This is a genomic window from Reinekea sp., assembly GCF_046710285.1.
In the GTDB taxonomy this organism is placed as follows: Bacteria; Pseudomonadota; Gammaproteobacteria; order Pseudomonadales; family Natronospirillaceae; genus Reinekea.
The window spans coordinates 1-26,411 of sequence record NZ_JBKEGY010000036.1 but is presented as its reverse complement, the minus strand read 5'-3'; the positions used below and the strand labels follow the sequence as shown (position 1 = coordinate 26,411).

Annotated in this window: 20 protein-coding genes; 7 read left to right on the top strand and 13 right to left on the bottom strand. The window is 44.8% G+C overall.

Annotated features, from left to right (window positions below; translation table 11 throughout):
• Window positions 1-69 precede the first annotated feature (69 nt).
• The 9 genes from astB to ACI882_RS17020 all read right to left on the bottom strand — a co-directional run bounded on the left by astB (window position 70) and on the right by ACI882_RS17020 (window position 10,030).
• Window positions 70-1,410 carry an N-succinylarginine dihydrolase gene (astB, locus tag ACI882_RS17060; protein ID WP_411743050.1) on the bottom strand — a complete coding sequence of 447 codons (1,341 nt, stop codon included), beginning with the start codon at window positions 1,408-1,410 and terminating at the stop codon, window positions 70-72.
• Window positions 1,407-2,876, bottom strand: coding sequence for a succinylglutamate-semialdehyde dehydrogenase (gene astD / locus ACI882_RS17055; protein ID WP_411743049.1), 1,470 nt, complete (start codon window positions 2,874-2,876; stop codon window positions 1,407-1,409). The genes astB and astD overlap by 4 nt, the downstream gene beginning before the upstream one ends.
• A complete protein-coding gene (astA, locus tag ACI882_RS17050; RefSeq protein WP_411743048.1) occupies window positions 2,869-3,921 on the bottom strand; it encodes an arginine N-succinyltransferase in 1,053 nt (350 codons plus the stop codon). The genes astD and astA overlap by 8 nt, the downstream gene beginning before the upstream one ends.
• Window positions 3,922-3,933: 12 nt before the next feature.
• Entirely contained in the window at window positions 3,934-4,947 is a 1,014-nt protein-coding gene (locus ACI882_RS17045) for an arginine N-succinyltransferase (RefSeq protein WP_411743047.1), read from the bottom strand.
• Window positions 4,948-5,043: 96 nt separating this feature from the next.
• Window positions 5,044-6,252 (bottom strand): aspartate aminotransferase family protein, encoded by a 1,209-nt coding sequence (locus ACI882_RS17040; protein WP_411743046.1) that lies wholly within the window; start codon window positions 6,250-6,252, stop codon window positions 5,044-5,046.
• 153 nt (window positions 6,253-6,405) lie between these two features.
• Window positions 6,406-7,365, bottom strand: a complete 960-nt coding sequence (locus ACI882_RS17035; protein WP_411743045.1) for a GlxA family transcriptional regulator — start codon at window positions 7,363-7,365, stop codon at window positions 6,406-6,408.
• 16 nt (window positions 7,366-7,381) lie between these two features.
• Window positions 7,382-8,554, bottom strand: a complete 1,173-nt coding sequence (iadA, locus tag ACI882_RS17030) for a beta-aspartyl-peptidase (RefSeq protein ID WP_411743044.1) — start codon at window positions 8,552-8,554, stop codon at window positions 7,382-7,384.
• Window positions 8,555-8,720: 166 nt separating this feature from the next.
• The gene (locus ACI882_RS17025) at window positions 8,721-9,473 is read right to left on the bottom strand and encodes a glycerophosphodiester phosphodiesterase family protein (RefSeq protein WP_411743043.1); all 753 of its coding nucleotides are present in this window, start codon (window positions 9,471-9,473) and stop codon (window positions 8,721-8,723) included.
• Window positions 9,474-9,484: 11 nt separating this feature from the next.
• Entirely contained in the window at window positions 9,485-10,030 is a 546-nt protein-coding gene (locus ACI882_RS17020) for a GNAT family N-acetyltransferase (protein ID WP_411743042.1), read from the bottom strand.
• Between the two features lie 327 nt (window positions 10,031-10,357).
• Here ACI882_RS17020 and rraA point away from each other — a divergent pair, with 327 nt between their 5' ends.
• Complete coding sequence (gene rraA, locus ACI882_RS17015; RefSeq protein ID WP_411743041.1) at window positions 10,358-10,834, top strand: ribonuclease E activity regulator RraA; 477 nt, start codon at window positions 10,358-10,360, stop codon at window positions 10,832-10,834.
• Window positions 10,835-11,034: 200 nt separating this feature from the next.
• Here rraA and ACI882_RS17010 read toward each other — a convergent pair whose 3' ends face one another.
• Both ACI882_RS17010 and ACI882_RS17005 read right to left on the bottom strand, forming a co-directional pair.
• Window positions 11,035-11,931, bottom strand: a complete 897-nt coding sequence (locus ACI882_RS17010) for a DMT family transporter (protein WP_411743040.1) — start codon at window positions 11,929-11,931, stop codon at window positions 11,035-11,037.
• Window positions 11,932-11,934: 3 nt separating this feature from the next.
• Window positions 11,935-13,122: a hypothetical protein gene (locus ACI882_RS17005; RefSeq protein ID WP_411743039.1), complete on the bottom strand. Its 1,188-nt coding sequence runs from the start codon at window positions 13,120-13,122 to the stop codon at window positions 11,935-11,937.
• 325 nt (window positions 13,123-13,447) lie between these two features.
• Here ACI882_RS17005 and adhE point away from each other — a divergent pair, with 325 nt between their 5' ends.
• Both adhE and ACI882_RS16995 read left to right on the top strand, forming a co-directional pair.
• Window positions 13,448-16,117: a bifunctional acetaldehyde-CoA/alcohol dehydrogenase gene (gene adhE / locus ACI882_RS17000; protein WP_411743038.1), complete on the top strand. Its 2,670-nt coding sequence runs from the start codon at window positions 13,448-13,450 to the stop codon at window positions 16,115-16,117.
• A 224-nt stretch (window positions 16,118-16,341) separates the two neighbouring features.
• Window positions 16,342-17,784 (top strand): methyl-accepting chemotaxis protein, encoded by a 1,443-nt coding sequence (locus ACI882_RS16995; protein WP_411743037.1) that lies wholly within the window; start codon window positions 16,342-16,344, stop codon window positions 17,782-17,784.
• Between the two features lie 7 nt (window positions 17,785-17,791).
• Here ACI882_RS16995 and ACI882_RS16990 read toward each other — a convergent pair whose 3' ends face one another.
• Window positions 17,792-19,114, bottom strand: coding sequence for a deoxyguanosinetriphosphate triphosphohydrolase (locus ACI882_RS16990; RefSeq protein ID WP_411743036.1), 1,323 nt, complete (start codon window positions 19,112-19,114; stop codon window positions 17,792-17,794).
• A gap of 348 nt (window positions 19,115-19,462) precedes the next feature.
• On the opposite strand from ACI882_RS16990, the gene ACI882_RS16985 reads away from it, so the two are divergent.
• Window positions 19,463-19,672: a hypothetical protein gene (locus ACI882_RS16985; RefSeq protein ID WP_411743035.1), complete on the top strand. Its 210-nt coding sequence runs from the start codon at window positions 19,463-19,465 to the stop codon at window positions 19,670-19,672.
• A 269-nt stretch (window positions 19,673-19,941) separates the two neighbouring features.
• Window positions 19,942-21,327 (top strand): DNA repair protein RadA, encoded by a 1,386-nt coding sequence (radA, locus tag ACI882_RS16980; protein ID WP_411743034.1) that lies wholly within the window; start codon window positions 19,942-19,944, stop codon window positions 21,325-21,327.
• A gap of 65 nt (window positions 21,328-21,392) precedes the next feature.
• Here radA and ACI882_RS16975 read toward each other — a convergent pair whose 3' ends face one another.
• Window positions 21,393-21,671 carry a PA4642 family protein gene (locus tag ACI882_RS16975; RefSeq protein ID WP_411743033.1) on the bottom strand — a complete coding sequence of 93 codons (279 nt, stop codon included), beginning with the start codon at window positions 21,669-21,671 and terminating at the stop codon, window positions 21,393-21,395.
• Window positions 21,672-21,822: 151 nt separating this feature from the next.
• Between ACI882_RS16975 and ACI882_RS16970 the strand changes: the two genes are divergently transcribed.
• On the top strand, window positions 21,823-23,559 hold the full coding sequence (locus tag ACI882_RS16970) for an autotransporter assembly complex protein TamA (protein WP_411743032.1): 1,737 nt from the start codon (window positions 21,823-21,825) through the stop codon (window positions 23,557-23,559).
• On the top strand, window positions 23,559-26,411 hold a 2,853-nt coding region (locus ACI882_RS16965; RefSeq protein WP_411748568.1), incomplete at its 3' end, for a hypothetical protein. The genes ACI882_RS16970 and ACI882_RS16965, both read left to right, overlap by 1 nt.

The following is a 26,411-nucleotide window of genomic DNA, read 5'->3' as shown; positions in this document are numbered from 1 at the left end:
CACATGGATGTGCTTGAACGACTTGTTAAAACAAACCCTTTGGGTGGCCCGTAACAACCCGTAGCTTAACTAGCGTTGGAATGGATAAATAGAACCCACACCTGTTATGCGTGTTAACTCGTCAAGCGCATTGCGGCTTTCTATCAGTAACTTAGGGTCGCCTAAATCTGCTTGTGTTAATCGATCTCGATAATAAGTATCGACCCACTGATTCAACTTGCCATATAAGGCATCGGTCAAAATAATACCTTGGTGCATGGCATTAAATTCGTGTTCGTTCAGTGCAATGCGTAATCGCAAGCATGCGGGTCCGCCACCATTTTGCATTGACTGTTTAAGGTCATAGACTTGGATTTGATTGATCGGGTTGCTGTCCATCGTGACTAGCTGATCTAAATATTCAGAAACGGCTGCAATTTCACGACACTCACCCGGTACGACTAAGGTCATGCTGCCATCAGCTTGACTCAATAGTTGGCTGTTAAATAGGTAAGATTTAACTGCAGCACTTAGGCTAACGGCAGAAGTTGGTACGCAAACAGGAATTAACGTGGTGCCAATGAGCTTGTCATCAAGTTCTTTGAGTATTCGGTCAGTGTCGACAAAAGCTTGTTCGTGGTAGAACAATACATTTTTATTGCCGACAGCAATAACATCGTTATGAAAAACACCGGCATCAATAATTTCAGGGCGCTGCTGTGCAAATACCGTATTCGCCTCATTTAAACCATGCAAGCGTGCTATTGCTTGGCTGGCTTCAAGAGTTTGCCGTGCTGGAAAGTCTTTAGGGGCTGGGTGCGATTCATTAAAGGCCTGTTGGCCATAAACAAAAAACTCAACACCAGGGCCGCCGTACTCTGAGCAGAACCGAGTATGGTTTGCTGCGCCTTCATCACCAAAGGCCGCCATGGCAGGCAGAGCGGGGTGGTGTGCGAAGTGTTTTTGATCGTTAAAAATAGCGCCCAACATGCGTGTTGTGGTTTCATGCTCTATTGAACGATGGAACTTTGCATTTAGGTTGGCAGCGGTGAAATGTACTTTGCCATCGGCCGTATCGCCACTGGGGGATATGGTACCCGCGTTCGCTGTCCACATGCACGAAGCAGAAGATATCGCACTTAAAATAGCAGGGTTTTCTTTGGCGACTTTTTCTAAAATTACCGCATCGGAACCACTGTAACCTAGGTTTTTGAGTGCCCAAATAGCTGGGCGCTCATGTGGTAAAAGAATACCTTGCTTGAAGCCCGCATCGGCCAAAGCTTTCATTTTTTTTAAGCCTTGCTTGGCGGCTTCTTTAGGATTTGAAGCGGCGGCGGTGTTCGACTTGGATGCGATGTTGCCATAAGACAACCCCGCATAGTTGTGGGTTGGCCCAACCAACCCGTCTAAATTAAGTTCAAATGATTTCATAACGTCATTCCTGGTGGTAATGCGCCAGGCTTAGTTATGTCTGCGCTTTCCATAGATGCAACTGGGTAAGAGCAATAATCTGCTGCATAGTAAGCACTTGCACGGTGGTTACCCGAAGCACCCACACCACCAAACGGCGCAGAAGAGCTAGCACCGGTCGTTGGCTTGTTCCAGTTAACAATGCCCGCACGTGATTCTTCTAAGAACCATTCATAACGCTCACGGCTATTGGTTAAAATTCCTGCTGACAAGCCGTAGCGCGTATTGTTAGCAATAGTTAAGGCTTGGTCGAAATCATCAAAACGATAAACTGACAATAGCGGACCAAAGTATTCTGTGTCAGGTACATCGGTTGCATCGGTTAAATCAATAATGGCCGGCGACAATAAAGCTGTACCTTCTTGCAGGCGCTTCATTTCTAATAAACTTTTACCGCCTTTCGCAATCAAGTTAGCTTGTGCGGCGAGTAGCTGGTCGGCTGCCTGTAATGAGACAACAGAACCCATATAAGGCTGATCGTCTAAATCGAAAGCACCGACTTTTAAAGCGGCCGTTGCAATTATTAACTTCTCTAAGAACGCATCGCCTTTAGCGCCATTTGGAATTAATAAACGACGAGCACAGGTACAACGTTGGCCAGCTGAGATAAAGGCAGAAAATAGAATATGGTGCAGTGCACCTTCTTCGTTTATATCGTTATCGATAATCAATGGGTTATTACCACCCATTTCTAACGCTAAAATTTTACCAGTATTCCCAGCGTAGTTTTTATGAATTATTTCGCCGGTGGTTGAAGAACCGGTGAAAAATAAGCCATCAATGCCAATGTGGTTAGCTAATGCAATCCCTGTTTCAGCAGCGCCTTGAACTAGGTTAATGACACCAGCAGGTAACCCGGCTTGTTGCCACAACTTAACTGTTTCTTCCGCCATTTTCGGCGCTTGTTCACTTGGCTTAAATACAACGGTATTGCCTGCAATTAGGGCAGGAACAATGTGGCCGTTTGGTAAGTGACCAGGAAAGTTATAAGGGCCAAATACACCCACAACGCCGTGAGGTTTATGACGAAGTACCGCCGCACCGTCTGGTAATTCAGTGGTCTTTGTACCGGTTCGCTCATGATAGGCGTTTATCGAAATTTCAATTTTACCGACCATCGCGCCAATTTCGGTACGAGACTCCCATAGCGGCTTGCCTGTTTCGCTGCCAATAACATGAGCGAGGCGCTCGGTGTTTTCTTTTAGTAAAGCGGCAAAACTACGGCAGATAGCAATTCGATCATCTAGGGTTGTTTTTTTCCATGACTTAAAAGCGTCGCGTGAGCTGTCTACTGCTTTATCAACATCTTCAGCGGTTGCTGAGTTGCCTTGCCAAACGGATGCTTGTGTAACAGGGTTTAGTGAATCAAATGCTTGGCCGTGTCCACTTTGCCATTGTCCATCAATATAAAGGCTTGAATCAGTCATTATCTTTCTCCGTTGGTCGCAAGGAAACAGCACGCACTTGGCTGCCATCTTGAACATTTAAAATTTCTGCTTGAGCTTTGCTCAGCCAAATACTGTCATCACCGGCCGCGCCTTTGCTGACGAGTACCACGCGATAATCTTCAAAAGCTCGGTTACTTACTAGTAGCAAACCATGCTTGTCGGCAAGATCAGGTGCGGGTGATTTATCTGAAATACCAACATTAAATAGTCGGCTTTTCTTCACTGCTCGTATGTCTTTTATCTTTGCCGAAACACTTGGGCCAGCATCAAAAATATCAACATAGTTGTTAAATTCGAAACCCTCTGACATGAGCATGGCTAAAGCAGGCTCTGTTTGTGGGTGTACCTTGCCAATTGTTTTTTGTGCATCTTCAGACAGCATCTGTACGTATATAGGGAACTTCGGCATGAGCTCTGCAATAAACGCTTTGTTGCCTAAGCCAGTCAAATAATCTGCATCAGAGAATTCCATTTGGAAAAAGTGTCGACCTAAGCTTTCCCAAAAGGGTGACTGGCCTTGGTCATCACTGTAGCCACGCATTTCTGCAATGATGCTGTCGCCAAACAGTTCGGGGAATTCAGCTAAAAACATATAGCGACTGCGAGATAACAGTTGACCGTTTTGGTTACCGCGATATTCAGGCATCAAGAACAAGGTCGCAATTTCTGAGCTGCCAGTTAAGTCATTACTTAAATACAGGGTGCGGGTCACTTTATGGACACCGATTTCTGTAGACGCATGAACAGATTTGCCAACATGGTAGTTATACCAAACTTCGTCGTGTCCGATGGCCGCTTCGAGAGCACAAATACCGGCCATTTTATTGGTGGTTTCGTCCATCAACGCAAACAAATATTGGCGATCATGTACCGGGCGTGATTTATCAAATGAGCTCAGCGAACGTTCTAATTTCGCTTGCATCTTTTGTTTATTATCTGGCAGCGAGGTCACGCCTACGCCAGAATTTTTGGCCAGAATAAAAAGGTTTTCTAAATCATCCGGTTGTACGGGGCGAATGTACATAGCAATAACTCCTTACAACGGTGAATATGAAATAGAGTCGCCTTCTTGCACATTAAGTGCTTCGGCTACCTCTAAAGGGATTCGAATGGTTTGACCAATACCATCGACAAGGGTGCCGATTGTGCAGCGGAAATCGCTCGCTGACTGGTTGCTGATCAAATATTTTAACCCGCCAATGACATTGGAAGGTTTTGCTTTTTTGCTTTTTAAGGTACGCATCGTATAGGTTTGGTGCAGCTCACCTGTTAATACAGGGCCGCCATCAAACGGGTCTATAAATTTTGATCGGTTAAAGCCTTCGCGATAAAGCAATTGGCAGGTGCGATTGGCTGCTTCGTGATTTTGGGCAATGGTTGCACGGGCAGCATCGGGCAGTAGGGGGACATATACCGGATGCTGTGGAATGAGTTCAGACATAAAGGTTTTTGATTTTACCGAACAATAATAATCGGCTGTTAAAAAATCTAAATCGAAAAAGTTACGGCCAACAGCATCCCAAAACGCGCATTCACCTTTCTCATTAAAGATGCCTTGTATCTCAACAATCAATTCAGGGTTAAAGCGTTCTTGTTGTGCAGCAATATAAAGTAACCGTGCGCGTGAAAGCAGTTCAAACGCTTCGGTTTCTTTTAGCTTTGGGTTTATCGAGAATGAACGCAGCAAGGTTTTGCCGGTGAGTTCATGAGATAAAAATAAGATGGGTACACGCGAGCTAATGTTTAAATGGTGAGATGCATGAATGACTTCATCTAACCGGTAGTTAAAAAATGGGTAACCATTACCAGCTTGGGTATCAATGCCGCAGGTACCATGTAATTCTTGCGTTTCGGTCTCTTCCAGAGCAAATAAAAATGATGCAGGGGTGTCTGAGTCGCCTCCACCACTGAATGCATCATCAGATTGGCTGATTTTTTCAGACAGCTTATCGCGGTCTTTTGGCAAGGTTGTTACCCGAGCGTCGGTTTCGTTTAACAACCGTTCTATGCTTGGTAGATCGACAAAGGTCGAAGGGCGAACAACTAACATAACCTATCCTCTATTCAATGGTCGCTAGTGAAAAGAAGGGCCGCTGAATCAGTGTGACACTCATTCGCGGCCCGAAAAAGAAGCTAGCCAATAGCCTTAGCTATTCAGCAGTTTCTCAATTGCCTTTTCAAAGCGAGCTAGGCCTTCATCAATATCGGCATCTGGGATAATTAAGCTTGGTGCAAAACGTACCACGTTTGGACCTGCAACGAGCATCATTAGGCCTTCCTCTAAAGCTGCGCCGACAAAGTCTTTAGCCTTGCCTGCCCAGTCGTCATTCAATTCAGCACCAATTAATAACCCCATGCCGCGAATGTCTTTAAATATGCCATGTTTTTCGTTGATCTTCACCAGTGCAGCTTTAATGCGCTCAGACTTAACGACAACCTCATCTAATACGCCATCGGCGGTGATGATGTTAAGTACGGCTAATGAAACAGCGCAAGCCAATGGATTGCCGCCGTAAGTTGAACCGTGTGTTCCAAAGGCTAAGCTACCAGCAACTTTATCGGTACAGATCATAGCGCCAATTGGGAAGCCGCCGCCCAGTGCTTTTGCTGTGGTTAAAATATCAGGCTCAACGCCATAGGCTTGGTATGCGTAGAGGTGACCCGTACGGCCTACACCGGTTTGAACTTCATCAAAAATTAACAGCGCGTCATGCTCATCACATAATTTACGTACGCCTTCTAGGTATTCTTGAGTAGCGGGTGTGATACCACCTTCGCCTTGAATCGGCTCAAGGATTACCGCCGCAGTACGATCAGAAATTTGCGCTTTCATTGCCGCTAAATCGTTATATGGAACGTGGCTGATACCACCTGGTGTAGGTTCAAAGCCTTCTTTGTATTTAGCTTGGCCGCCAACAGAGACGGTAAATAGGGTGCGACCATGGAAAGACTGTAGCGTAGAGATAATTTCGTGCTTATCAGGACCCGTGTTTAAGAAAGCATGACGACGGCCTAGTTTGAGAGCGGCTTCGTTGGCTTCTGCGCCTGAGTTGCAGAAAAATACTTTATCGGCAAAGGTGTTGTCGGTTATTTTTTGCGCTAACTCAATGGCAGGTTCGTTAGTCATCACGTTAGATAAATGCCAAAGCTTCTGGCCTTGAGTCGTTAACGCCTCAACAAGAGCAGGGTGCGCATGACCTAAAGCGCTGACGGCAATACCACCTGCGAAATCGATGTATTCGCGACCTTCTTGGTCCCAGATACGTGAACCTTCGCCTTTCACTGGAATTACTTTGCCAGGTACATAGTTAGGTACCATTACATCATCAAATTGCGCGCGGGTTATTTTAGTCATGTTTAGGTCTCTTGCTGTTGTGTTTTTTGTAGCACTCAAAACAAATGCTGATACGTCTATTCTATGAAAAAGTGCCGCTTTAGCATTACGGTTTCGCGACAGAGCCTTATAGGCTAATGCCGTCTAAGTGGTCATATATGAAAATAAGCGTCGCTATTTCTCAATTTGCATCTTTTGGTTAAGGCTACGGTCTTCGGACGGTGTTAAACCATATTGATTCCGATAGGCGGTCGAAAAGTGCGCGCCAGAGGAAAATCCGCAACTTAGGCCGATATCGGCAATACTTTCTGAGCAGCTAAATAATCGATTTCGTGCACGTTCTAAGCGAATTTGCAGATAATAGCGACTAGGTACCGCATTTAGGTGCTTTTTGAACAACCTTTCAAGCTGCCGACGACTGATTTTTACGTGAAAGGCAATGTCGTCGGTGGTTAAAGGTTCTTCAATGTTGTTTTCCATTAACTCCAATGCTTCACCAAGTTTCGGCTGTTCGGCGCGAGTACGTTCGCTGAGCACTTGTGGAATGCTGTCGGTCGGTAAGCCAAGTCGTTCATTTACGAAGTGTTTGGATATGGCTTCTGCGGTATCTGCACCAACAGTCTTGGCGATCCACATCAGCATTAAATCTAAGCTAGAGCTACCGCCACGGCTGGTTAAACGGTCGCGGTCTATGCAATATTGCTCGTTCGCGAGCATAATAGATTTATGTTCTTTCAACAGTTGCTCGTAGGAGATCCAATGCACCACACCACGATAACCGTTGAGTAAGCCAGCTTTGGCCAAAGTGTAACTGCCCGATGCAATGCCGCCTACGGCGCTATGCATGGCTTTGTCTATCATGAATTTTTCAAGGCCCGGTGTTGCAGGGTGGCGAGCAGGAGAGGATCCGCAAACAATCCAAAGATCTGCTGCTGGTGCATCGTTCAACGAATACAGAGTATCTATTCTATTGCCCAGACTAGAGAGGGTTTTATTTTCATCAAGCGCCACGGTAAAGGTTTCAAAGACTGTTTCGCCCATTAGTTCGTTGCACATCAATAGCGGTTCCATGGCTGAAACGTATGTCATTGAGGAATAACCCGGTAACAGAATAAAACCTAAGGTTTGGGACAAAACAGAGACTCCTTGACTATTCATATGTGCCTTTGCGAACTGCAATGGTCTGCTTCATGAGCCATTGGCCCTTGGCCAAGACGGATTCGATCGCGAGGCTGTTATTGTTGAGTATCAGTATATCGGCGTCAGCGCCTTTGATAATCTGACCTTTAGACGTTAACTGTAGCACTTTTGCTGGGTTTTGCGTGACCACTTTTAACGCTGTTTCAAGTTTGATTTGCTCAATTTGCACCGCGTCTTTGAATTCGGCATGCATGGATGTCATTGCGCCTACCTTCAAACTGACTAATTCACCTTTGCTATTAAAGTTAGGTAAGCTTGCGTGGCCATCGGTACTAAAGGTGATTCTATTCTCATCGGCGCCGGCCGCAATGGCCTGCTTCAAAGCATGAGCGCATTTAACTTCACCGCTGGCTAATATGTCAGGTGTGCTGCTGGCGGTAAAATCTATGTAACCCCCGAGCTGGTTAAACTTAACACCTTGTTCTAACAGCAATTCGCTTCGGTTGATGTGTGTTGGGTAAAACTGTTTAAGGGGGATATCAGATTTTTCGGCTACTTCAAACAGTCTATCTAAACGTTCATCACCTGGACCGACATGCACACTGACAATACCGGCTTTTTTAGCACACATGCCTCCTACGCGAGCTTCTGCAGCCACACTGGCCAATTCTCGCCAAGTTAATTGGCTGCCGCGATGATCGGCAATGGCTATTTCACCAATACCAATGCACTCATCAATGAGCATGATGTCTTTTTGTACTGAGCCGGTTAAGGTTTTAACTGGGTAATGGTAGTTGCCAGTATAAAAGTATGCGCTTAAGCCTTCTTCTTTTAGCCCTTTTACTTTTGCGACCAATTCTTCATGGCTGCGGCAAACGGCATCGGTACCTAAAGCGCCAGTTACCGTTGTGACCCCGCCAGCAATCGCATGAGATAAGTTCATTTCCGGCGTACGTGTGGCAAAACCGCCTTCACCGCCACCGCCGGTGACATGAGTTAAAGTATCGACAAAGCCAGGACACAAAATATGACCTTCAACATCGATAATTTCAACCTCAAAACTAGCCTCTAACACGATGGTATCAGCGATTTCACTGATACGCCCGTGGCTCACCAATACGTCTTTTAAGCCTAATGGGCTCGGTGCATAAACATTGGCATTACGGAATAAGATAAAAGACATGAGGAACCTACGGCTTGGGTGGCAAAGTAAGTAGATAATAACAGCACGAATGAATCTGCCAAGGCAAATTCAGTTTAGCGCCGCTATCTTGTAAGCCAGCAGGTTAAGCCTGTTACATCACTGCTGTCCCAACGTTGAGAAGCGGTCCATTGCTTGGAATTTGGGCTTAACTATATTTATCCACTATTTCTTTTAGGTCGCTGGCGTGTGCTCTATCGCTAAAAACACCACTTATGCCCCAAGAAAGTAACTTTTCTAATGTTTCAGTGTCGTTCACGGTGTAGCAATAAACGGGTAGGTGTGCAATTAGGTGTTTAGCGGTTTCTTGCTCTAGAAGGCCTTGGTTGCAATGAATGGTGGTGGCTTGAAGCTGCTTAGTTGTGTCAATTGCATCATCTGGGACGGCTTCATATAACACGCCAATCTTTAAGCTTTGGTTCAGGGTGCGCAAGTGCTCTAAGGCTTGTATAGAGAAGCTTGAAATCAATAGACGATCAAAAAGGTCAGAGGCTTGTGTCAACTCAGCCCAAATGTTGTCTACTTGGCGAACAATATCGAGGTCTGGATTAATTTTGATCTCTAAGTTTAAGTGCGCACCGGTTTGACGAATTAAACTGAGCATCTCATCGCAAAAAAGAATCGGCTCGCCGGTGAATTTTTCATCAAACCAAGCCCCAGCATCTATTTTTTGCAGTGCCGTTTTATTTAAGTCGGCGAGCTTGATATCGGGCTCACCAAATAGTCGACAATCAGGATCGTGCATCACAATCAATGACCCGTCACCTGCCATGGTGACATCGAGTTCAAGCCATTCGATACCCTGTTCAACGGCACTGCGAATGCTAGCGGCGGTGTTCTCGGGAGCTAAAGTGGGTAGGCCGCGATGACCGACCAATGCTGGCATAGGAGCAGAGCGCATAAGGTTTCCTTTCAAGGTTTTGCTGTCCAGTTTGAGTTTGTTTTTGAGGTGAGTACATGATCGCACCATTGGTTGTCGACCATGAGATAATTTTTGGCAATGCCTTCTTTTATGAAACCGAGTTTTTCAAGCACACGAGCGCTAGCACAATTCTCAGGGCGGTAATTGGCCATTAGGCGGTGTAAGTTTAATTCGTTGAAGGCGTAACCAATGGTGGCATCCAAGGCCTCGGTCATTATGCCTTTGCCTTGTTGGTCTTGGCCTATATTGTAACCTAGATACGCCGCTTGAAAGGCCCCTCTGACAATATTTGAAACCCCGATGCTGCCGATGACCTGATCTTCCTGCATTATCAAAAAACGACAATCTGTGTCTGCCGAGGTGTTTAAGCGCCAGTTTTCAAGCATTGCTTGGACCTGAGCAGCGGTATCGCGCATCGGGCCGCCGCTTTTACGAAGGTGTTCAGCGTTTGCTAGAAAATAATCAATAATTAGCTGATCTCTGACTTGTTTAAAGTCTACTAGGCGACAACCTTGTGTTAATAAAAAATCGGGCACGAAATAGGGTTTCCCTGAGTATGAACGATTAGTCTACACCGAGCCTCACACTAAAGTGGAGTAAGAAATAGGATAGGTTTCGCAAATATTTAGTATATGGGCCGCTATACCTTGCAGACTGAGGTGAGCTGAGGTGCTGTAAAAATAGGGCGTTCATTGGCATGGATGCTAATGACGAGCCCCCATGGACGGGTTTACGGCGTCCCTAGTTTTACAGTGCATCGGCGCAGGTAGCGTTATTTGATGCCGACTATAACTAGTGATGATGTGCATTTTCATCTGAATGTGGCATGTTTATGCTAACTAAACAGCGGCGAGAAACTAACTATGTGGAATACACCAGATTTATGCGATGATTTTCCAGAAGATGTCACCGTTTTACCCCCCATGTTCCAATCGTTCGGGGGCAAGGCCGCCTTTTGTGGCAAGGTCGTCACCGTAAAATGTTTTGAAGACAATTCGCGCGTTAAAGAGCTGGCCGCAACCGATGGCACCAACAGCGTAATGGTTGTCGATGGCGGCGCTTCAATGCGTGCAGCCTTGATTGGCGATTTAATTGCCGCCAACGCCATTAAAAATGGCTGGCAAGGTATTATCATTAGTGGCTGTTGCCGAGATGTTCATGAATTGCAAACCATGGATTTTGGTGTGTTTGCGCTCGCCGCTTTTCCAATTAAATCAAACCGTAAAGGGGCAGGTGAAACTAACGTTGAACTTGACATTGCCGGACGTAAAATTACCGCAGATATGTGGGTGTATGCCGACCAAACCGGAGTGGTTTTTGCCAACAAAGCGCTGCTTTAGCTAAGCGATCTTAACAAGACACCGCTGCCTTATAGTATAGAAGCGGCCTATTGCTTGGAATTCGGGTGTTTGAAACATGGATGTTTCAATCAAGCCCCCATGGACGGGTTTATGGCGACCGAAATTTCAAGCGATGGGCCGCTGAACCCCGCCTAAAGTCTGAGGTATTTATGGGGCAATAGTGATTACGAAACTCTTAACTAAGCACTCTCAACTCGACGTTGTGCCAAAATAACGCCGCAAATAATAAACCCTAAGCCCAAAAAACTTTGCCACTGCAGTGGCTCTTTTAAAATAGCCGAGATTAAAAACAAGCTGATAAACGGCGAAATGAAAATCAACGTGCCAATGCGCGCGCTGTTAGAGGTGTGCCTCAGCGCCAATTGCCAAAAAATAAAGGTAATGCCCATTTCAAATAAACCAACGTAAGTGATGGCCGCCAAGCTCTGCCATTGCCAATCTAAGTTGACGGTTGGCCATACTAAGAGCAGCAGCCCCAAGACCGGCACGCAAATTAAGAAATTGTGAAACAGCGAAATGATAGGGTCTTGAGCGTACTTAGTATTCAGTAACCAATAACCCGCCCACAGCAATGTAGACAGTAGTGCCAGTGCAAGGCCTATGATATCTAAGCTGCCGGTCACATTTTTACCTGCGATAGAAATAATCACTACACCGGTATAACCCAAGATTAGCCCGATCCAATCGTTGCGACTGAGCTTATGCCCAAGCACTGGCACGCTGAGTAACGACAAGGTTATGGCCCAAGTGTAATTGACTGGCTGTGCCACTTGTGCGGGTAGCCGGTCATATGCTTCAAATAAAATAAGATAGTAAAAAATTGGATTGATGAGACCAAGCGCCGTAGAACGCAGTCTTAAAGTTTTTAAGCCAGCAAGTGCTAAGCCAAATTTCTTTTGCTGTAATAACACCAGCGAGATAAGAACCAAGGAAACAATAGATGCCCCGAACAGCAGAACGATGGGGGAGGCATAGCTCAAGGCAATTTTAAATGCGGTAGCAACGGTGGACCAAAGCAAAACAGCCGTTAATCCAAAGGCAACGGCTTTCGTTTCAGATGACTGATTTTTAAACATAATTTAGAACAACACTTCTACGAACCAACCTCCTGAGAGCTTATCGACATTAACTGTATTGTCCAACCATTTCCATGTCAGCATCCAACCAATATTGACGCCTTTTGAGTTGGTTTTAAAATTCATTGTGGTTTGAAGGTAGTCTTCTGAGCGAAAGGTCCGGTCGGTACAGTCACTGCATAGGTTTATAATATCTGCTTCAAAGGGTTTTGCATCTACGTAGTAAACATGGTTTTCTAAAGTGAAATCTCGATTTTTCCAGAGTCGAACACCCATCCCAACCCCCGTTGTACTGTAACTAGCGGAACTGTTTTTTACGCGACTATTAGAGGTACCGATGCCTAGAGTGTCTTCACCTGAAAAAGCCACAAACCCTAAGCGATTGTCAGCCCAAATGCCTACACCTAAGCGGCCACTGCTGATGGCGGTGCTGTTAAAGGTTGCGCTGTCGTTGCCATCCCATGTGTAAGATAGGCTTACGTCAAAATCGGGGCCGGAATCTTTTTTGGGTTTGGCAATGTCGGCGGCTGGCTCTGGGGGTGGTTTAACTGCTGGTTTAGCATCTTTACGTTGTACTTGAATGCTCGAAACATTGTTTGCGGCAACAATATCAAAATAAAATTCACCGTCCGCGGTAGAGGTATAGCGTCCGTCTTGGTATTGGTCGCGTTGTCGGCCTTCAAAATCTATATAAATAGCCCGAACATTGACGATATTTGTGTAGTTTTCTGACAACTTTGTCATTAAATCGCGCTTGGCTTGGTCGGTAATGCGATTCCAACAGGTGGCTCGGCGGGCTTCATCTAAGCATTGGCCAGTGTAAGCTCCTGAAATAGATTGTTCAGTGCCGATCAGGCTACTTAAGTCATTTGTTCTGTTGCTTTGCCAGCTGGTTGTTACTTCACAAATAGTTTTAGAGTGACCACTTTTTCGGCGGGTCTGCTGCTGATCAATAAGCTCAAGTTGCTCTTGAGGGTCATCTGCCGCAGCAGATTCATCAAACTGCAGTAGTGCCTCTTCACGCGCTTGGTTAAAGGCTTGAGCACAGGCGAGATCGGCTAAACTATCCTCGTTGCTGGCTTTGACAATCGTAGAAAAGCTGCTTTCTTGTGCAAATGTGATGCTGGTCACGCTTAGGTAAAGCGGTATTGCTAGCAGTAATATACGATAGAGTGAAACGGTTGGGTTCATGTAGGGAGTTCCTTAGCCAATCTGAATGCATAGAGTATCAAACAAAACTTAACCTAAGCTGAGTGCCAGATGTCCTTAATGTAAAAAATTTTCAAAAAGGTGAAAAATCAGCTAGATTTTAGTTTAGAAGTAGGATGTCGAGTGATATAGGTCAACTTATATTTTTGTAGTTTTATTACAATTTGCCTCGTTAAAGGTAAAAAGAGTTTTTTGAACGAAATTGAGGTATCAGTGTCGCTTAAAGCACTCTTCAAGTTACGAAGGCTTCCAACACATTAGCCTAGCAACTTGAAACAATATTCTAAATATCCTGGAGGATTAATCCATGTCACAACAACGTAGCCCGGCATTAGTACAACTCGATGAGTTGGTTGCCAAGGTAAAAGCTGCACAAGCCATCTATGCTACTTTTAATCAAGAGCAAGTTGATGCCATTTTTCGAGCCGCGGCTTTAGCTGCTGCAGATGCACGTATCCCTTTAGCCAAAATGGCTGCCGAAGAGTCAGGTATGGGTGTCGTTGAAGATAAGGTCATTAAAAACCACTTTGCTTCTGAATATATTTATAACAAGTACAAAGACGATAAAACCTGTGGTGTTATCGAACAAGATGATGAGTTTGGAACCCTTACTATTGCAGAGCCTACTGGCTTAATTTGCGGTATTGTGCCAACAACAAACCCAACTTCAACCGCTATTTTTAAAGCGCTAATTTCTTTAAAGACTCGTAACGGTATTATCTTTTCGCCTCACCCACGTGCTTGTAAAGCAACCTGCTATGCCGCAAAAATTGTTCATGATGCCGCAGTCGCTGCCGGTGCCCCAGCAAATATTGTGGGTTACATTGAGCAACCGACAGTTGAACTATCGAACGCACTGATGAAGCACCCCGATATCAACCTTATTTTGGCAACGGGTGGACCAGGCATGGTTAAAGCGGCCTATTCATCTGGTAAGCCTGCAATTGGTGTTGGTGCTGGTAATACTCCGGTGGTTATTGATGAAACCGCAGATATTAAGCGAGCGGTGTCGTCTATTTTAATGTCTAAAACTTTTGACAATGGCGTAGTGTGTGCCTCTGAGCAAGCTGTCATTGTGATGGATGAAGTTTATGACGCGGTTAAAGAACGTTTCTCGAATTACGGCGGCTATATACTCAGCAAAGCCGAAGCCGATAAAGTGCGTAAAGTACTATTAATCAATGGTTCACTCAACGCCAATATTGTTGGCCAATCAGCGATAAAAATTGCTGAAATGGCGGGCGTTAAAGTGCCTCCTTATACTAAGGTGCTTATTGGCGAAGGTGATGTGGTTTCGGTTGATGATGAATTCGCACATGAAAAACTATCGCCAACACTCGGCATGTTCCGCGCTTCTACTTTTGAAGATGCTGTAGCGCAAGCGGTTGTGATGGTTGAGCTAGGCGGTATTGGCCATACCTCATGCCTCTACACCGACCAAGATGAAAACAACGAGCGTGTTCGTTACTTCGGTGACAAAATGAAAACAGCGCGAATATTGTTGAACATGCCAACCTCTCACGGTGGTATTGGTGATCTTTACAACTTCGCGTTAGCGCCTTCGTTAACACTAGGTTGTGGCTCTTGGGGTGGAAACTCTATTTCTGAAAACGTCGGGCCTAAACACTTGATCAACAAGAAAACTGTCGCCAAGAGAGCCGAAAATATGTTGTGGCATAAACTACCGAAATCTATTTACTTCCGTCGCGGCTCAATGTCTATCGCCATGGACGACCTAGTTGGTAAGAAGCGTGCATGCATTGTGACCGATAAATACTTATTCAATAACACGCCACATGTTGAAGAGCTTCGTGGTTTACTGCGCGATAAAGGCATGGAAGTAGAAGTGTTCTACGAAGTAGAAGCTGACCCAACGTTAAGCCTAGTACGAAAAGGTGCAGACGTTTTATTGAGTTTCCAGCCTGACGTTATCATCGCATTAGGTGGTGGATCGCCGATGGATGCCGCTAAAATTATGTGGGTCATGTACGAGCACCCAGAAGTCGCCTTTGAAGAATTGGCCTTACGCTTCATGGATATCCGTAAACGTATCTATAAGTTCCCTAAAATGGGTTCCAAAGCTGAGTTCGTTGCCATTACCACTACATCAGGAACAGGCTCAGAAGTAACGCCATTCGCGGTAGTCACCGATGACGCAACTGGCCAAAAATACCCATTAGCCGATTACGAACTAACGCCTAATATGGCCGTGGTTGATGCCAACTTAGTGATGAACATGCCGAAGAGCTTAACCGCTTTTGGTGGTTACGATGCTGTGACTCATGCCATGGAAGCTTATGTCTCTGTTTTAGCGAACGAGTATTCAGACGGCCAAGCGTTACAAGCACTGAAACTATTGAAAGAATACTTACCTAGTTCGTATAAAAACGGCGCGCATGACCCAGTGGCGCGTGAAAAAGTGCACAATGCTGCAACCATTGCAGGCATTGCGTTCGCAAACGCCTTCTTAGGTATTTGTCACTCAATGGCGCACAAATTAGGTGCGGAATTCCACATTCCACACGGCTTAGCCAACGCACTGTTGTTGACCAACACGATTCGCTTTAACGCGACTAACTTGCCAACTAAGCAAGCGGCGTTCTCGCAATATGATCGACCGAATGCCTTACGTCGATACGGAGAGATTGCTTCGCACCTTGGTTTTAGCCAAGAGCACACCACCGATCGTGTCGATGCGATGCTGGTTTGGTTAGATGAGTTAAAACAAGAGCTCGATATTCCATTATCGATACAAGCGGCAGGTGTAAACGAAGCTGACTTCTTAGCGAAGGTTGATAACCTAGCCGAAGAGGCATTCGATGATCAATGTACTGGTGCAAACCCACGTTACCCATTGATCGCAGAGCTTAAGCAGATTTTGATCGACTCTTATTATGGCCGAAACTACGTTGAAGCATACGAACGTGAGTTAGAAGGCACTAAGAAAGTTACTAAAAAATCTAAAGCGAAGTCCTAAATAATTTAGGACCAACGTTTGATCTAATAGCCCGCTCTTAGCGGGCTTTTTTTACGTTTGAATTTGACGATACCTTCGCTTTCTCACTCTTCAGCAGAACCATGCACCCATAGTGGATTCTACTGCTACACTTATTGCTTAAGATGCACATAAACTGCTAAAGCCTATTCGGTTACTGACGATATAACTGTATAAGCTAAAAAATAAATAGAGGTCGATGTTTTATGAACCCTGTTAGATGGTATTTCCATTTTTTTACGCCTGTAGATCAGCGCGAGTATATCGAGAGTAGGATTGTAGAGACATTGATCCTTTTTTATGGTTTCTGTGGTTGGTTGATTGGCTTCTATAGTTTTTTTAAATGGAGTAAGTTAGAAGTATCATCTTTAGTTATTACGTCGGTTGCCGTGTTGCTCAGCGCGTTATTTTCAAGTGTCTTAATTCGACTTAAGGTCAACCCGCAGCATGTTATTCATGTCATTGTTTCGGGCGTATCCCTGCATACTTTCAATTTGATTTATTCCACAGGCGGGCTTAGCTCTCCGCACATATTGTGGATTGTGACTATTATTGTTGTGGTGTATTTAATTGGTAATACAAAAAACAGTATGTTCTGGGCGACGGTTAACTTTCTAGGCCTCGCCTTTTTGCAGTATGCCGCCCTTAACGATGTTCAGTTACCGGTAATAACCTTAGATGAGAAGGCCATGCGTACTGAGACTATTTCAGGTTATTTGCTACCCTTGCTGATTGCCTGGATTGCTCAAGGATATAGTTTGCATTTGCGTAAAAAGACGGACAAAGAGGCCGAGCTTGCGCAGCAGGCATTAGAGTCATCGGCTAAAAACTTAGAGAAAAATGCTCAGAGTATGGCGAAAATATTGGAGCAAACTCAACAAAGTGTTGTAAAGCTTTCAACTGAAGCTGAAACGTTGAGGCAATTGCAGCAACGGTTCTCTGAACAGTCTTTTCAAATCGAAGAAAAGGCCAATCTACTGGCTAGGTCTTCGGCTCATATTAGTCAAGGTATGAGTGAAATGACGGGCTCATTAGATAAAGAGCAAGCTTTAGTACAAAAGATACGCGCAGATTCAGCAACAGTGAAGCAGTTATCACAAGAAAGTGGCCAAGCCACCAATGATGTGGTGGTAGCGATTGAAGAAATTAAAAAGAATAATAATGCGATAGATTCAGCAACAAGAATGATTAACGATATAGCCGCTCAAACCAACTTGTTAGCATTGAATGCAGCCATTGAGGCCGCTCGGGCTGGTGAAGCAGGGCGCGGCTTTGCGGTGGTGGCGGATGAAGTTCGTAGCTTGTCTCATCGTTCTAATATGTCAGCTGATGAGATACAAGAGTTACTTAAAAAAAGCTCCGCCGGGGTCGATCGCGGTGTCAGTACGTCTGCGAATGCTCGCGACAAGCTGCTGCTAGTGGGTGAGCAAATAGAGACAATCGATAGCGCAATCCAAGGCTTGTCAGATCAAGTGATATTACAAAACGGTGAAGTATTGAGCATGGCCGAAGCTGCGAGCAATCTTGTTGAGATCAGTGCAGATCAATCACGCTTTGCAACTGAACTTACCTTAAGTCAAGAGCAGCTGGCAAAGCAGGCGATAGAGTTACAGGCCATCGCCCGAGAGTTATCAGACAGCGCTAAATAATAGCGCCTTATCCTGGTGCTGATATTTGGCGAGCTAAGTAACTGGCGTAGTTGTCTGTCATGCCCGCGATGGTATCAACCATGCGTTGATATATTTCGTACTGACTCATGTGGACCGTAGGGGCTTCGCCGCCGAGTAAATCAAATACTCGCTTAGTTCGGTAGGTCAGCGCTGAGCGGTCACGTTTTTGGTGGAACTCAAAACCAGCAGAAATATAGGTTTCTAACAGCGTAGAAAGCACGGCATAAGCGCCAATCTCTGTTTCGGTTTTTTGCACATCCATAAACACTTTATTGATGGCTAAGTTTTTAGCACGAGCGATACCGTCCTTTATCGTCGGCGGGCAAGCTGATATTAAATCACCTTGAAAAGTGCCCGATAAAATATCATCCATATTTTCGACAAAAGTAGACACAACAGCGTCTACGATGCAGCCAATGGTCGCACTGCGCAGCGCTGATAACTGTCGGCCAGATGAAACTTCGTGGCTTTCATCAAAATCTAAGGTTTGGGTTCCTTGAATTGCCTGGAAAATATCACGTACTTCTGCGAACTCTATTATTTGCAGTTCAACGGCATCTTCTAAATCAATTAGGGCATAGCAAATGTCATCGGATGCTTCCATTAAATAGCTTAACGGATGACGAGCAAAGCGCTGGCCGTCTGTAGACATTAATCCAAGCTTATTTGCCAGCTCTTGCAGTATCCGATGTTCACTTTGAAAACAGCTAAACTTGCCCTTTGGACCCGCGTGGTTAGCAGGCCAGGGGTATTTGAGAGAAGCACCTAAGGTTGGGTAAGTAAGCCGCAGACCACCATTGTTTAAATGGTATTCTACTTGGCTCAAAATTCGAAAGCCTTGAGCGTTACCTTCAAATTGCTGCAAATCTAATTTTTGAGCATCGGTTAAGCCAACCAAGTAATCGCTGTTGTCAGGTCGTTTAAACCAATCTTGAATAGCGTATTCGCCAGCATGGCCAAAAGGTGGGTTGCCAATGTCATGGGCTAGGCATGCGGCTTGGACAATAATGCCTAAATCATCAGGTGCTATCCAATCTGGTAGCTGCTCTTTTATCTCTTCGGCGACTCTAATGCCAAGGCTTCGACCAACGCTGCCAACTTCCATTGAATGAATAAGGCGATTATGAATATGATCGTATTTCGCTAAAGGGTGCACTTGAGTCTTACCGCCTAGTTTGCGAAAGGAGCCTGAAAATACAATCCGATCATGATCTTTGTGAAAATGGCTGCGACCAAACTCATCTTTTGACAAAGCATCATGGCCATGACGTTCTGTCGTTAAAAGTTTATGCCAATCCATCTTATTCATGTTTATCACCTGTTAAAGACTGTTAGCTAGATCATAAGCGGTTCAAAGCAGTAGGTAAAATGTAAAGTAGAGCAAGCCGTTGAAAATAAGTTCCTCAGTGTGTGTGGTGGCTGTGCCGAGGTACTGCAAAACTAGGGGCGCCGTAAACCCGTCCATGGGGGCTTGGCATTGGCATCCTAGTTTTACAGTACCTCAGCTCCGTGAGTTGCTGGGCGCAAATGCGAATTTATGGCTTGTTTTTGCTGGAAGGCGACTCAATTATTTAGGCTATACTGATTCGAATGGCTGCTATTGCGGGCTAAGTCGTACTTCTTGAGTTTAAGCGTTATTTGGAAAGAGAGGTTTCTAATGTCAAACGAAGATAAAAGCACGAACGAACCAACGGATGACAGCCTTGAATATGAAAAGTTTCAAGCTAAGTCAGTACACGAAGACCCTTTGGCTGCAGTCAAAGAGTTGCGCTTGCAGCAATTAGCAGTGTGCCGAGTAAAAGCAGCAGAAGAGATACAGACCATGACGGATAAGTTCGAAGCAAATAAAGGTGACGGATCAAAATAAATTAATACTAAACATGGCATAGCCTTTCTAAATTAGCCCCAATGTAAAGCCTGAGCAGAGATCGCGTTAAAATAAGGCGTTCATTGGCATGGATGCCAATGACGAGCCCCCATGGATGGGTTCACGGCGCCCTTATTTTAACGCGATCTCTGCTTCGGCGTGCCTTCCCAGCGCGCTAATGTTTCATCGGCAAGTATGACTCCCCATCTTGCCTTCTGTATGAATAACCAGTATAAAGTTCTCAACGTAGCAGATGTGAAGAGTTCTGGGTGGCAAAAGTAAAAACACAATTTGTTTGTACCGAGTGTGGTGCAGACTCAAGTAAATGGCAGGGTCAGTGTGGTGAATGCAAAGCTTGGAATACGCTAAAAGAGTTTCGTGAATCTAAATCGCCAGCAGGGCGGCCTAACTTTGATCTAGATGCTCGGCGACAAGGCTACGCAGGTGCCACGTCAAAAGTGCAAAGCCTTTCTGAAGTTAATTTAGATGAACAAGCCCGTATTGTTACCGGTATCGGCGAATTTGATCGTGTATTGGGTGGCGGCTTAGTTAACGGCAGTGCCGTACTAATAGGTGGTCATCCCGGTGCAGGTAAAAGTACCCTGTTATTGCAAACACTCTGTCACTTGGCTAAACAGTTATCAGTGTTGTATGTCACCGGAGAAGAATCTGTACAGCAAATTGCCTTACGAGCTCAGCGACTAAACCTGCCGCGTGATGACATAAAGATACTCTCAGAAACCAACGTCGAAAGCATTACAGAGACGGCAAAAGAGGTTCAACCTAAAATACTGGTGATTGACTCAATTCAGGTCATGCACGCGCCCGGCGTTGAATCTGCCCCGGGCAGTGTCTCGCAAGTACGAGAATCTGCAGCTTGGTTGACTCGATACGCCAAGCAAACCGGCACGGTGTTAATACTGGTAGGTCATGTCACCAAAGATGGTTCATTGGCCGGACCTAAAGTTTTAGAGCACATGATTGATGCTTCAGTGATGTTAGAAAGTTCAGGTGATTCTCGTTACCGAACGCTAAGGGCCATTAAAAACCGATTCGGTGCCGTTAATGAACTTGGTGTCTTCGCGATGCTCGATATTGGCCTTAAAGAGGTCAAAAACCCCAGCTCAATCTTCTTGAATCGAAGCGATGAAGCATCAAGTGGTTCGATTGTTACCGTGGTTTGGGAGGGAACTCGTCCTATGTTGATCGAGTTCCAAGCCTTGGTCGACGGTACCAGCATGGGGCATCCAAGACGAGTAGCAGTCGGCTTAGACGCTAATCGCTTGAACATGATGTTGGCTATTTTAAACCGGCATGGTGGTGTATTTACCGGTGATCAAGATGTGTTTATTAACGTGGTTGGTGGTGTGCGAGTCAACGAAACCGCCGCAGATTTGGCGAGTTTGCTATCAATATTATCAAGTTTAAAAGATCGGCCTTTACCAAAAGATTGGGTGGTGTTTGGTGAACTAGGATTAAACGGTGAGGTGCGTCCAGTACCGAATGGTCAAGAGCGTATCATCGAAGCTGCAAAACATGGCTTTAAACGAGCGGTCGTTCCATTTGGCAATAAGCCTAAAAAGCCGGTTGCTAATATCGAGGTGATTGGTGTGAAAACCTTAGATGAAGCTTTACAACTGTTAAGAGACTATTAGTCTAATAATTATGAGGTAGGCTTAGCGCAAAGCGGCTACCTCATGTTGACCATGGAACCACTGATTTAGTTGGCTAAATGCGCTAGGTAGTCGCCAGACTTTTTGTGCTCCGAGATTATATCTGACAAGCTCTGGCCCGCCTTATTCTGCGCGTTTAAATTACGCCCAGCTTCTTTAAAGCGGTCAATGAAAACTTCAAATACAGAAGCATTCATCCGTGTATAGGCTGTATACAAACAGTGAAAGTCGACATCGGTTCCATCGAATGTTTCAAAATTTAAGTAACTGAGCAATTGTTCTTCGCTCCATTGTTCATCTTCTATGCGCTTTTTATCTTTTTTCATGAAATAATCCAGTAAATTCCTTATAAAACAGTCATATACTAGTGTGGTTAGCCTTTTGTGTGAAATGAACAAATGGCATAGTTTGGTATTCATTTAGCATAAGAGAGCAATTCAGCTTGTATTCATCAAGTGATGTTCAAAATAGGGACCTATGAAACATCTGATCATCATCCTAATTATCAGTGCTCTCGCCATTCAATCGGCGGTAGGTGAAACAGTGCCCAAAGCTTCTCTATGGGACGTCACAGTCACACCTTTTAAATGGGGCTTACAAAGTGAATTACGCGGCACAGTAAATGCCTATAGAGAAACGCTAAAAGGTACCGGGTTAGAGCTGGGCTATAATCGCATAATTGCAGCAGAGAAAACCCGCATGCAGCAAATGCTGAACAGCCGAGGTTATTATCATGCGGTAATTCAAGAGAAACAGCCTCAAGGATCTCTGAAGCCAACTTACGACATCACCTTAGGTCGCCGATATCTGATTAGTGAAATCTCTGTTGTGGGTAACTTCCAGCCGTTTAATGATAAATGGCAGTTGCTTTCAGTGGGTGATGAATTAAATGCTGTTAGCGTTCTTCAACAGCAGGCAGCCTTACAGAAGTTAGTGAAACGCTCATTTTGTTATTATCAGGTGGCTGTAGGACATCGGGTGGTGTTGAATGAAAAAGAATTCACCGCTGAAGTCTTTTTTACCACGAAAGTATCTGACCCTGAGGCATTTTCGACTGTGTCATTTGTCGGTGGGGAAGGGATTGATCAAGAATTTTTAACTCGTTCATCTGGTATTCGAGCGGGGCAGTGTTTCAAGCAGCAAAGTGTCGATCAATCGGTTATTGCCTTATTCGACTCGGGATTGTTTAGTCAGGTTAAACCAACCGTGACCCAGCAAAGCAATGGCGTCGCGGTCGAGTATGCATTAGTGCAGCGTAAACCTCGAACTTTAAGAACTTCCGTTGGCTACCGCAGTGATGATGGCTTTGGTGTCACGGGGCTGTGGCAGCATCGAAATGTGTTTGGCGCCGGCCAAGGCTTATCATTTGATGCAGTAATACAATCAAACAGGCAACTAGCGGGTGTCACGACAACCATTCCAAGCTTCTTTGATTTTCGAAATAAGTTTTCATGGCGAAACGAGGTCGAGCAACTGGTTGAAGAAGACGTAAAGTCCTTACGGTACTCGAGTACGGCAACGTTAAAACGAAAAGCGTCTCTAGTTGATACATTTGAGTACGGTATCGGTTACAGTGAATTAACTGAACAGGCAGATACAGATCGATTGTTTCGGCAAGTTAGATTCCCTGCAAGCTATCATTACGATGATGTGGTAAATCCATTCGCGCCAACCACAGGCAAGCGATGGAATGTATCATTAGAGCCTGTGCTTGAAATTACCGATAACTATGCTGCGTTTCTGAAAACAGGTGTAGGCGGGCAAATTTTTTATTCAGCGACACCTCGATTAGTCCTTGCGCACCGTTTACGTTGGGATGCTTTATGGACCGGTGGTGTTTTAGATACTCAGTTTGCTGATATTCCTTTTACTGAACGATTGACTGCAGGCGGAGGTTCTTCCTTGCGTGGTTATCAATATCAGTCAATTACCGCTATAGGGTCAGACTACGGCGGAAAGCATCGTTGGACCTCAAACAATGAACTCAGACTTAATCTAACCGAGAGCTGGGGGCTTGTTGGATTTTACGACTTAGCACGCGTAGCCAACGAATTAGAAACACCCATCGATGAAAACTTATTTCAAAGCTACGGTGTTGGCGTACGCTATTTAACCCGCTTCGCACCCATTCGTTTTGATATTGCGTTTCCTGCTAATCCGCGCCCGAGCGATTCGCCATTTTTGGTTTACGTGAGTTTAGGGCAGGCGTTTTAATGGCCATTCATATTCGCAAAATAGCCAAACACAGTTGGGTCATAACATTACGTGTTATTGCATTATTGCTTATTATTGTAGCCGTCACCTTAGGCTTGCTGCTTGGTACAGAGGCCGGCCGAGTGAGCTTAGCGCAACAAGGCGCTGCAGCTTATAGCCTCTATTCGGGCGATGAACTAAAGCTAAACGGTATACACTCCGCCTCGTTAGGCAGTTGGCAGCTCCAATCACTAAATTGGTCTCCACTCAATAGTGCTATGAGCATTCAATTACAACAGCTCGACGTGAGTTGGAATTGGCGATTTGCACTAAAAAACCGCTGGTGGCTACCAGAAGTGTCACTGGCCAAGTTGGAAGTAAATTTAGTCGACTCAACCAAACAAGATACCAACGTTGTGCGCGACTATTCGAATTTATGGCAGCAGCTACCCGCCATGCGTTTAGAGCAACTACAAATAGATAATATCGTTATCAATCGACCTCGATACCCGAGTTTGTCACTCGCATTAAGTGCTCAGGCTGATATTAATTGGGGCGTGGTCCCAGCTCGATTTATCGTATCCGTTCTTGATAATGAGTCTGCAAATGAATTAGCCATGCATTTAAGTGCCGAAGGCTTAGATCAATTCCGTTTCAAGGGTGCCATGATTGCCTCGGCACAAAAGAATTGGGCGCAATGGCTAAAGTGGGAGATAGACCAAGATATTGAAGCCAACTGGGATATTTTTGTTGATTACAGTACGGCAAACCAATTAAAACTAGATGTTGTGCAAGCATCGTTGCCTTGGGATGATCACCGCTTTCAAATGCTCGGCAAGGTAGATTACCTTATTGAGGAGCGTCAGTTTAATTTTGACCATTTAGCGATGCAGCTTGATAGTCAGCCTGCTTCAGTGAATGGTTGGATCAACCGCAAAGAGTCGGAACTTGATATCGAAGTCAATAAGTGGACCTTAGATCCGCTTCTAAACTATTTTCAGGTAGAGCAATCTGCTGGCATTATCGATGGGTCATTACGTTGGTTCGGAGGTTGGCGTACACCTAGAATAAATGGGCAAGTTGACGCAGTGGGCCAATGGAATAACATTCCTGTTTCTGCTGTGATTAAAAGTGATGCAACCTCTTCGGGGTTATTGATTGATCAGGGCGAGATTATTGCTGGAAAAAACTCACTAAATTTAACGGGTGAGGTTGATTGGCGTACGAACCAATTACTTCTGTCTTACGATACCAGCCTTAACCGTGGTAAATTTTTTAATACACTATTTGAGCAATTACCGCCAAGCTTAGATTTTTCTAGTCAGCTCGAGGGTAAGATCGAAGGTAAAATAACAGAACCTGTTATTAACTACTCAGGAAGAACACAAGTGGGTTATTTAGGTGATCAGTATCAGGCATCCATTTCAGGGGTGGTTGATCAGAAAACACTGACAGTGACCAATTATGCGCTTTTTGGCGAAAAAGCACATCTCTCTGGTAGCGCCGAACTTATTTACAGTGGTAATCAATGGCAGACCAATGTTGAGGTGAAAGAGTTAGACAGTGATTTACTTGAACTGTTTAATATTCAATTACCAATTGACTGGCATGCGAACCTTTCAGGTAACTTCGCCGCACAAAGTATAAAAGAAGATTTTAGTTTAACGGGCAATGCTACTTTATTAGGTGACTATGAACAGCAGCCGTTTAACGCCGCGCTCGATATTATCGACGTAAATAAAGCCTCCATACAGTTAGGTAATTCATATATTCGTATAGGACCGAGCTTCGTTGAAGGCTCGGGGTTAGCGAATTGGCAGACCCCGAACTGGGATTTTAAGTTAACTCATACTGACTTTAGTTTGGCGCTCATTAGGCCTTGGATATCACAATGGCCCGAGCTATTAAACAGTCTAGAATTAAATTTAACTGGCGAAACGGTTCTTTCAAATGTCTGGTCTAAGCCAATTATTGAAACCCAATCGACGCTAAGTGGGGAATGGTTTGATCGGCCTTTAACTGCCGACGTTAATATAAAGCCAAAGTCGCTAAATCAATGGCAAGTGTCTCTAGAAAATTTTCAGTGGTTCAATGGGGAGTTTTCTTATCAAGGTGATTTGGATGCTTTTAATCTAGATCTAAATGGTTTGGTGGAGGTTGCTCAATGGTCGTTGATAGACTTTATTGCCTTTAATCAGGTTGTCTTAGCGCGCTCATTAGAAATGCCAATATCGTTGCTTGGTGATATCAGTGCGCAGCTCAAGATAGATGGCTCATTAAGTAAGTTTGTCGCTGGAGGTCAGTTGAATTTTCTAGGCAGCTACGAACAACAGCGATTGACCGCGACAGCCGAGATAGAGACTTTAACGCCACAGCAAATAAACATAAAGGCATTGAATAGCCAGTGGTCTGATAACACCACAGACATGAACGGTCGTTATAATTGGAGTGATGGAGATTTTTGGCTAAGTGTTGCAGCAAGTGTCAGTAATGTTGAACCATTGGCTGACTTAGCGGCTCCGTTTATTGTTGATCCAATATTGCAACAGAGTATTCAGCGTTGGTCGGGTAACTTAGATGCAACCATTATTGCACACAATGATACCGGCGATGCCTATATCGAAGGTGTAGTTGACAGTAAAGGGCAATGGTTCGATTTAGAGTACAATCTAAATTGGCAAGGTGAAGGCAGTTGGAATAATGTACTCACTCAGCAGCTAAATGCGCAATGGGGTGAAGCCACCTTTATTGCAAATGTTGACTTAAATAATCAACAGCTTGTTGGCGCTATTGAACTTGAAAAACTAACAATGGCGCAACTAAAAAGGCTTTATCCCGCCGCAGCATCCGATTTATCAGGCCAACTTGATTCG

What these genes read in the sequence shown, in the direction of transcription:
- ACI882_RS17025 (WP_411743043.1), bottom strand. Translation starts at nt 9,473, where the DNA reads ATGCGCTCTGCTCCTATGCCAGCATTGGTCGGTCATCGCGGCCTACCC.
- rraA (WP_411743041.1), top strand. Translation starts at nt 10,358, where the DNA reads ATGTGGAATACACCAGATTTATGCGATGATTTTCCAGAAGATGTCACC.
- ACI882_RS16970 (WP_411743032.1), top strand. Translation starts at nt 21,823, where the DNA reads ATGAAACATCTGATCATCATCCTAATTATCAGTGCTCTCGCCATTCAA.
- ACI882_RS17040 (WP_411743046.1), bottom strand. Translation starts at nt 6,252, where the DNA reads ATGACTAAAATAACCCGCGCGCAATTTGATGATGTAATGGTACCTAAC.
- adhE (WP_411743038.1), top strand. Translation starts at nt 13,448, where the DNA reads ATGTCACAACAACGTAGCCCGGCATTAGTACAACTCGATGAGTTGGTT.
- astD (WP_411743049.1), bottom strand. Translation starts at nt 2,876, where the DNA reads ATGACTGATTCAAGCCTTTATATTGATGGACAATGGCAAAGTGGACAC.
- ACI882_RS16995 (WP_411743037.1), top strand. Translation starts at nt 16,342, where the DNA reads ATGAACCCTGTTAGATGGTATTTCCATTTTTTTACGCCTGTAGATCAG.
- ACI882_RS16975 (WP_411743033.1), bottom strand. Translation starts at nt 21,671, where the DNA reads ATGAAAAAAGATAAAAAGCGCATAGAAGATGAACAATGGAGCGAAGAA.
- ACI882_RS17045 (WP_411743047.1), bottom strand. Translation starts at nt 4,947, where the DNA reads ATGTTAGTTGTTCGCCCTTCGACCTTTGTCGATCTACCAAGCATAGAA.
- ACI882_RS17010 (WP_411743040.1), bottom strand. Translation starts at nt 11,931, where the DNA reads ATGTTTAAAAATCAGTCATCTGAAACGAAAGCCGTTGCCTTTGGATTA.
- ACI882_RS16990 (WP_411743036.1), bottom strand. Translation starts at nt 19,114, where the DNA reads ATGAATAAGATGGATTGGCATAAACTTTTAACGACAGAACGTCATGGC.
- ACI882_RS16985 (WP_411743035.1), top strand. Translation starts at nt 19,463, where the DNA reads ATGTCAAACGAAGATAAAAGCACGAACGAACCAACGGATGACAGCCTT.
- astB (WP_411743050.1), bottom strand. Translation starts at nt 1,410, where the DNA reads ATGAAATCATTTGAACTTAATTTAGACGGGTTGGTTGGGCCAACCCAC.
- iadA (WP_411743044.1), bottom strand. Translation starts at nt 8,554, where the DNA reads ATGTCTTTTATCTTATTCCGTAATGCCAATGTTTATGCACCGAGCCCA.
- astA (WP_411743048.1), bottom strand. Translation starts at nt 3,921, where the DNA reads ATGTACATTCGCCCCGTACAACCGGATGATTTAGAAAACCTTTTTATT.
- ACI882_RS17005 (WP_411743039.1), bottom strand. Translation starts at nt 13,122, where the DNA reads ATGAACCCAACCGTTTCACTCTATCGTATATTACTGCTAGCAATACCG.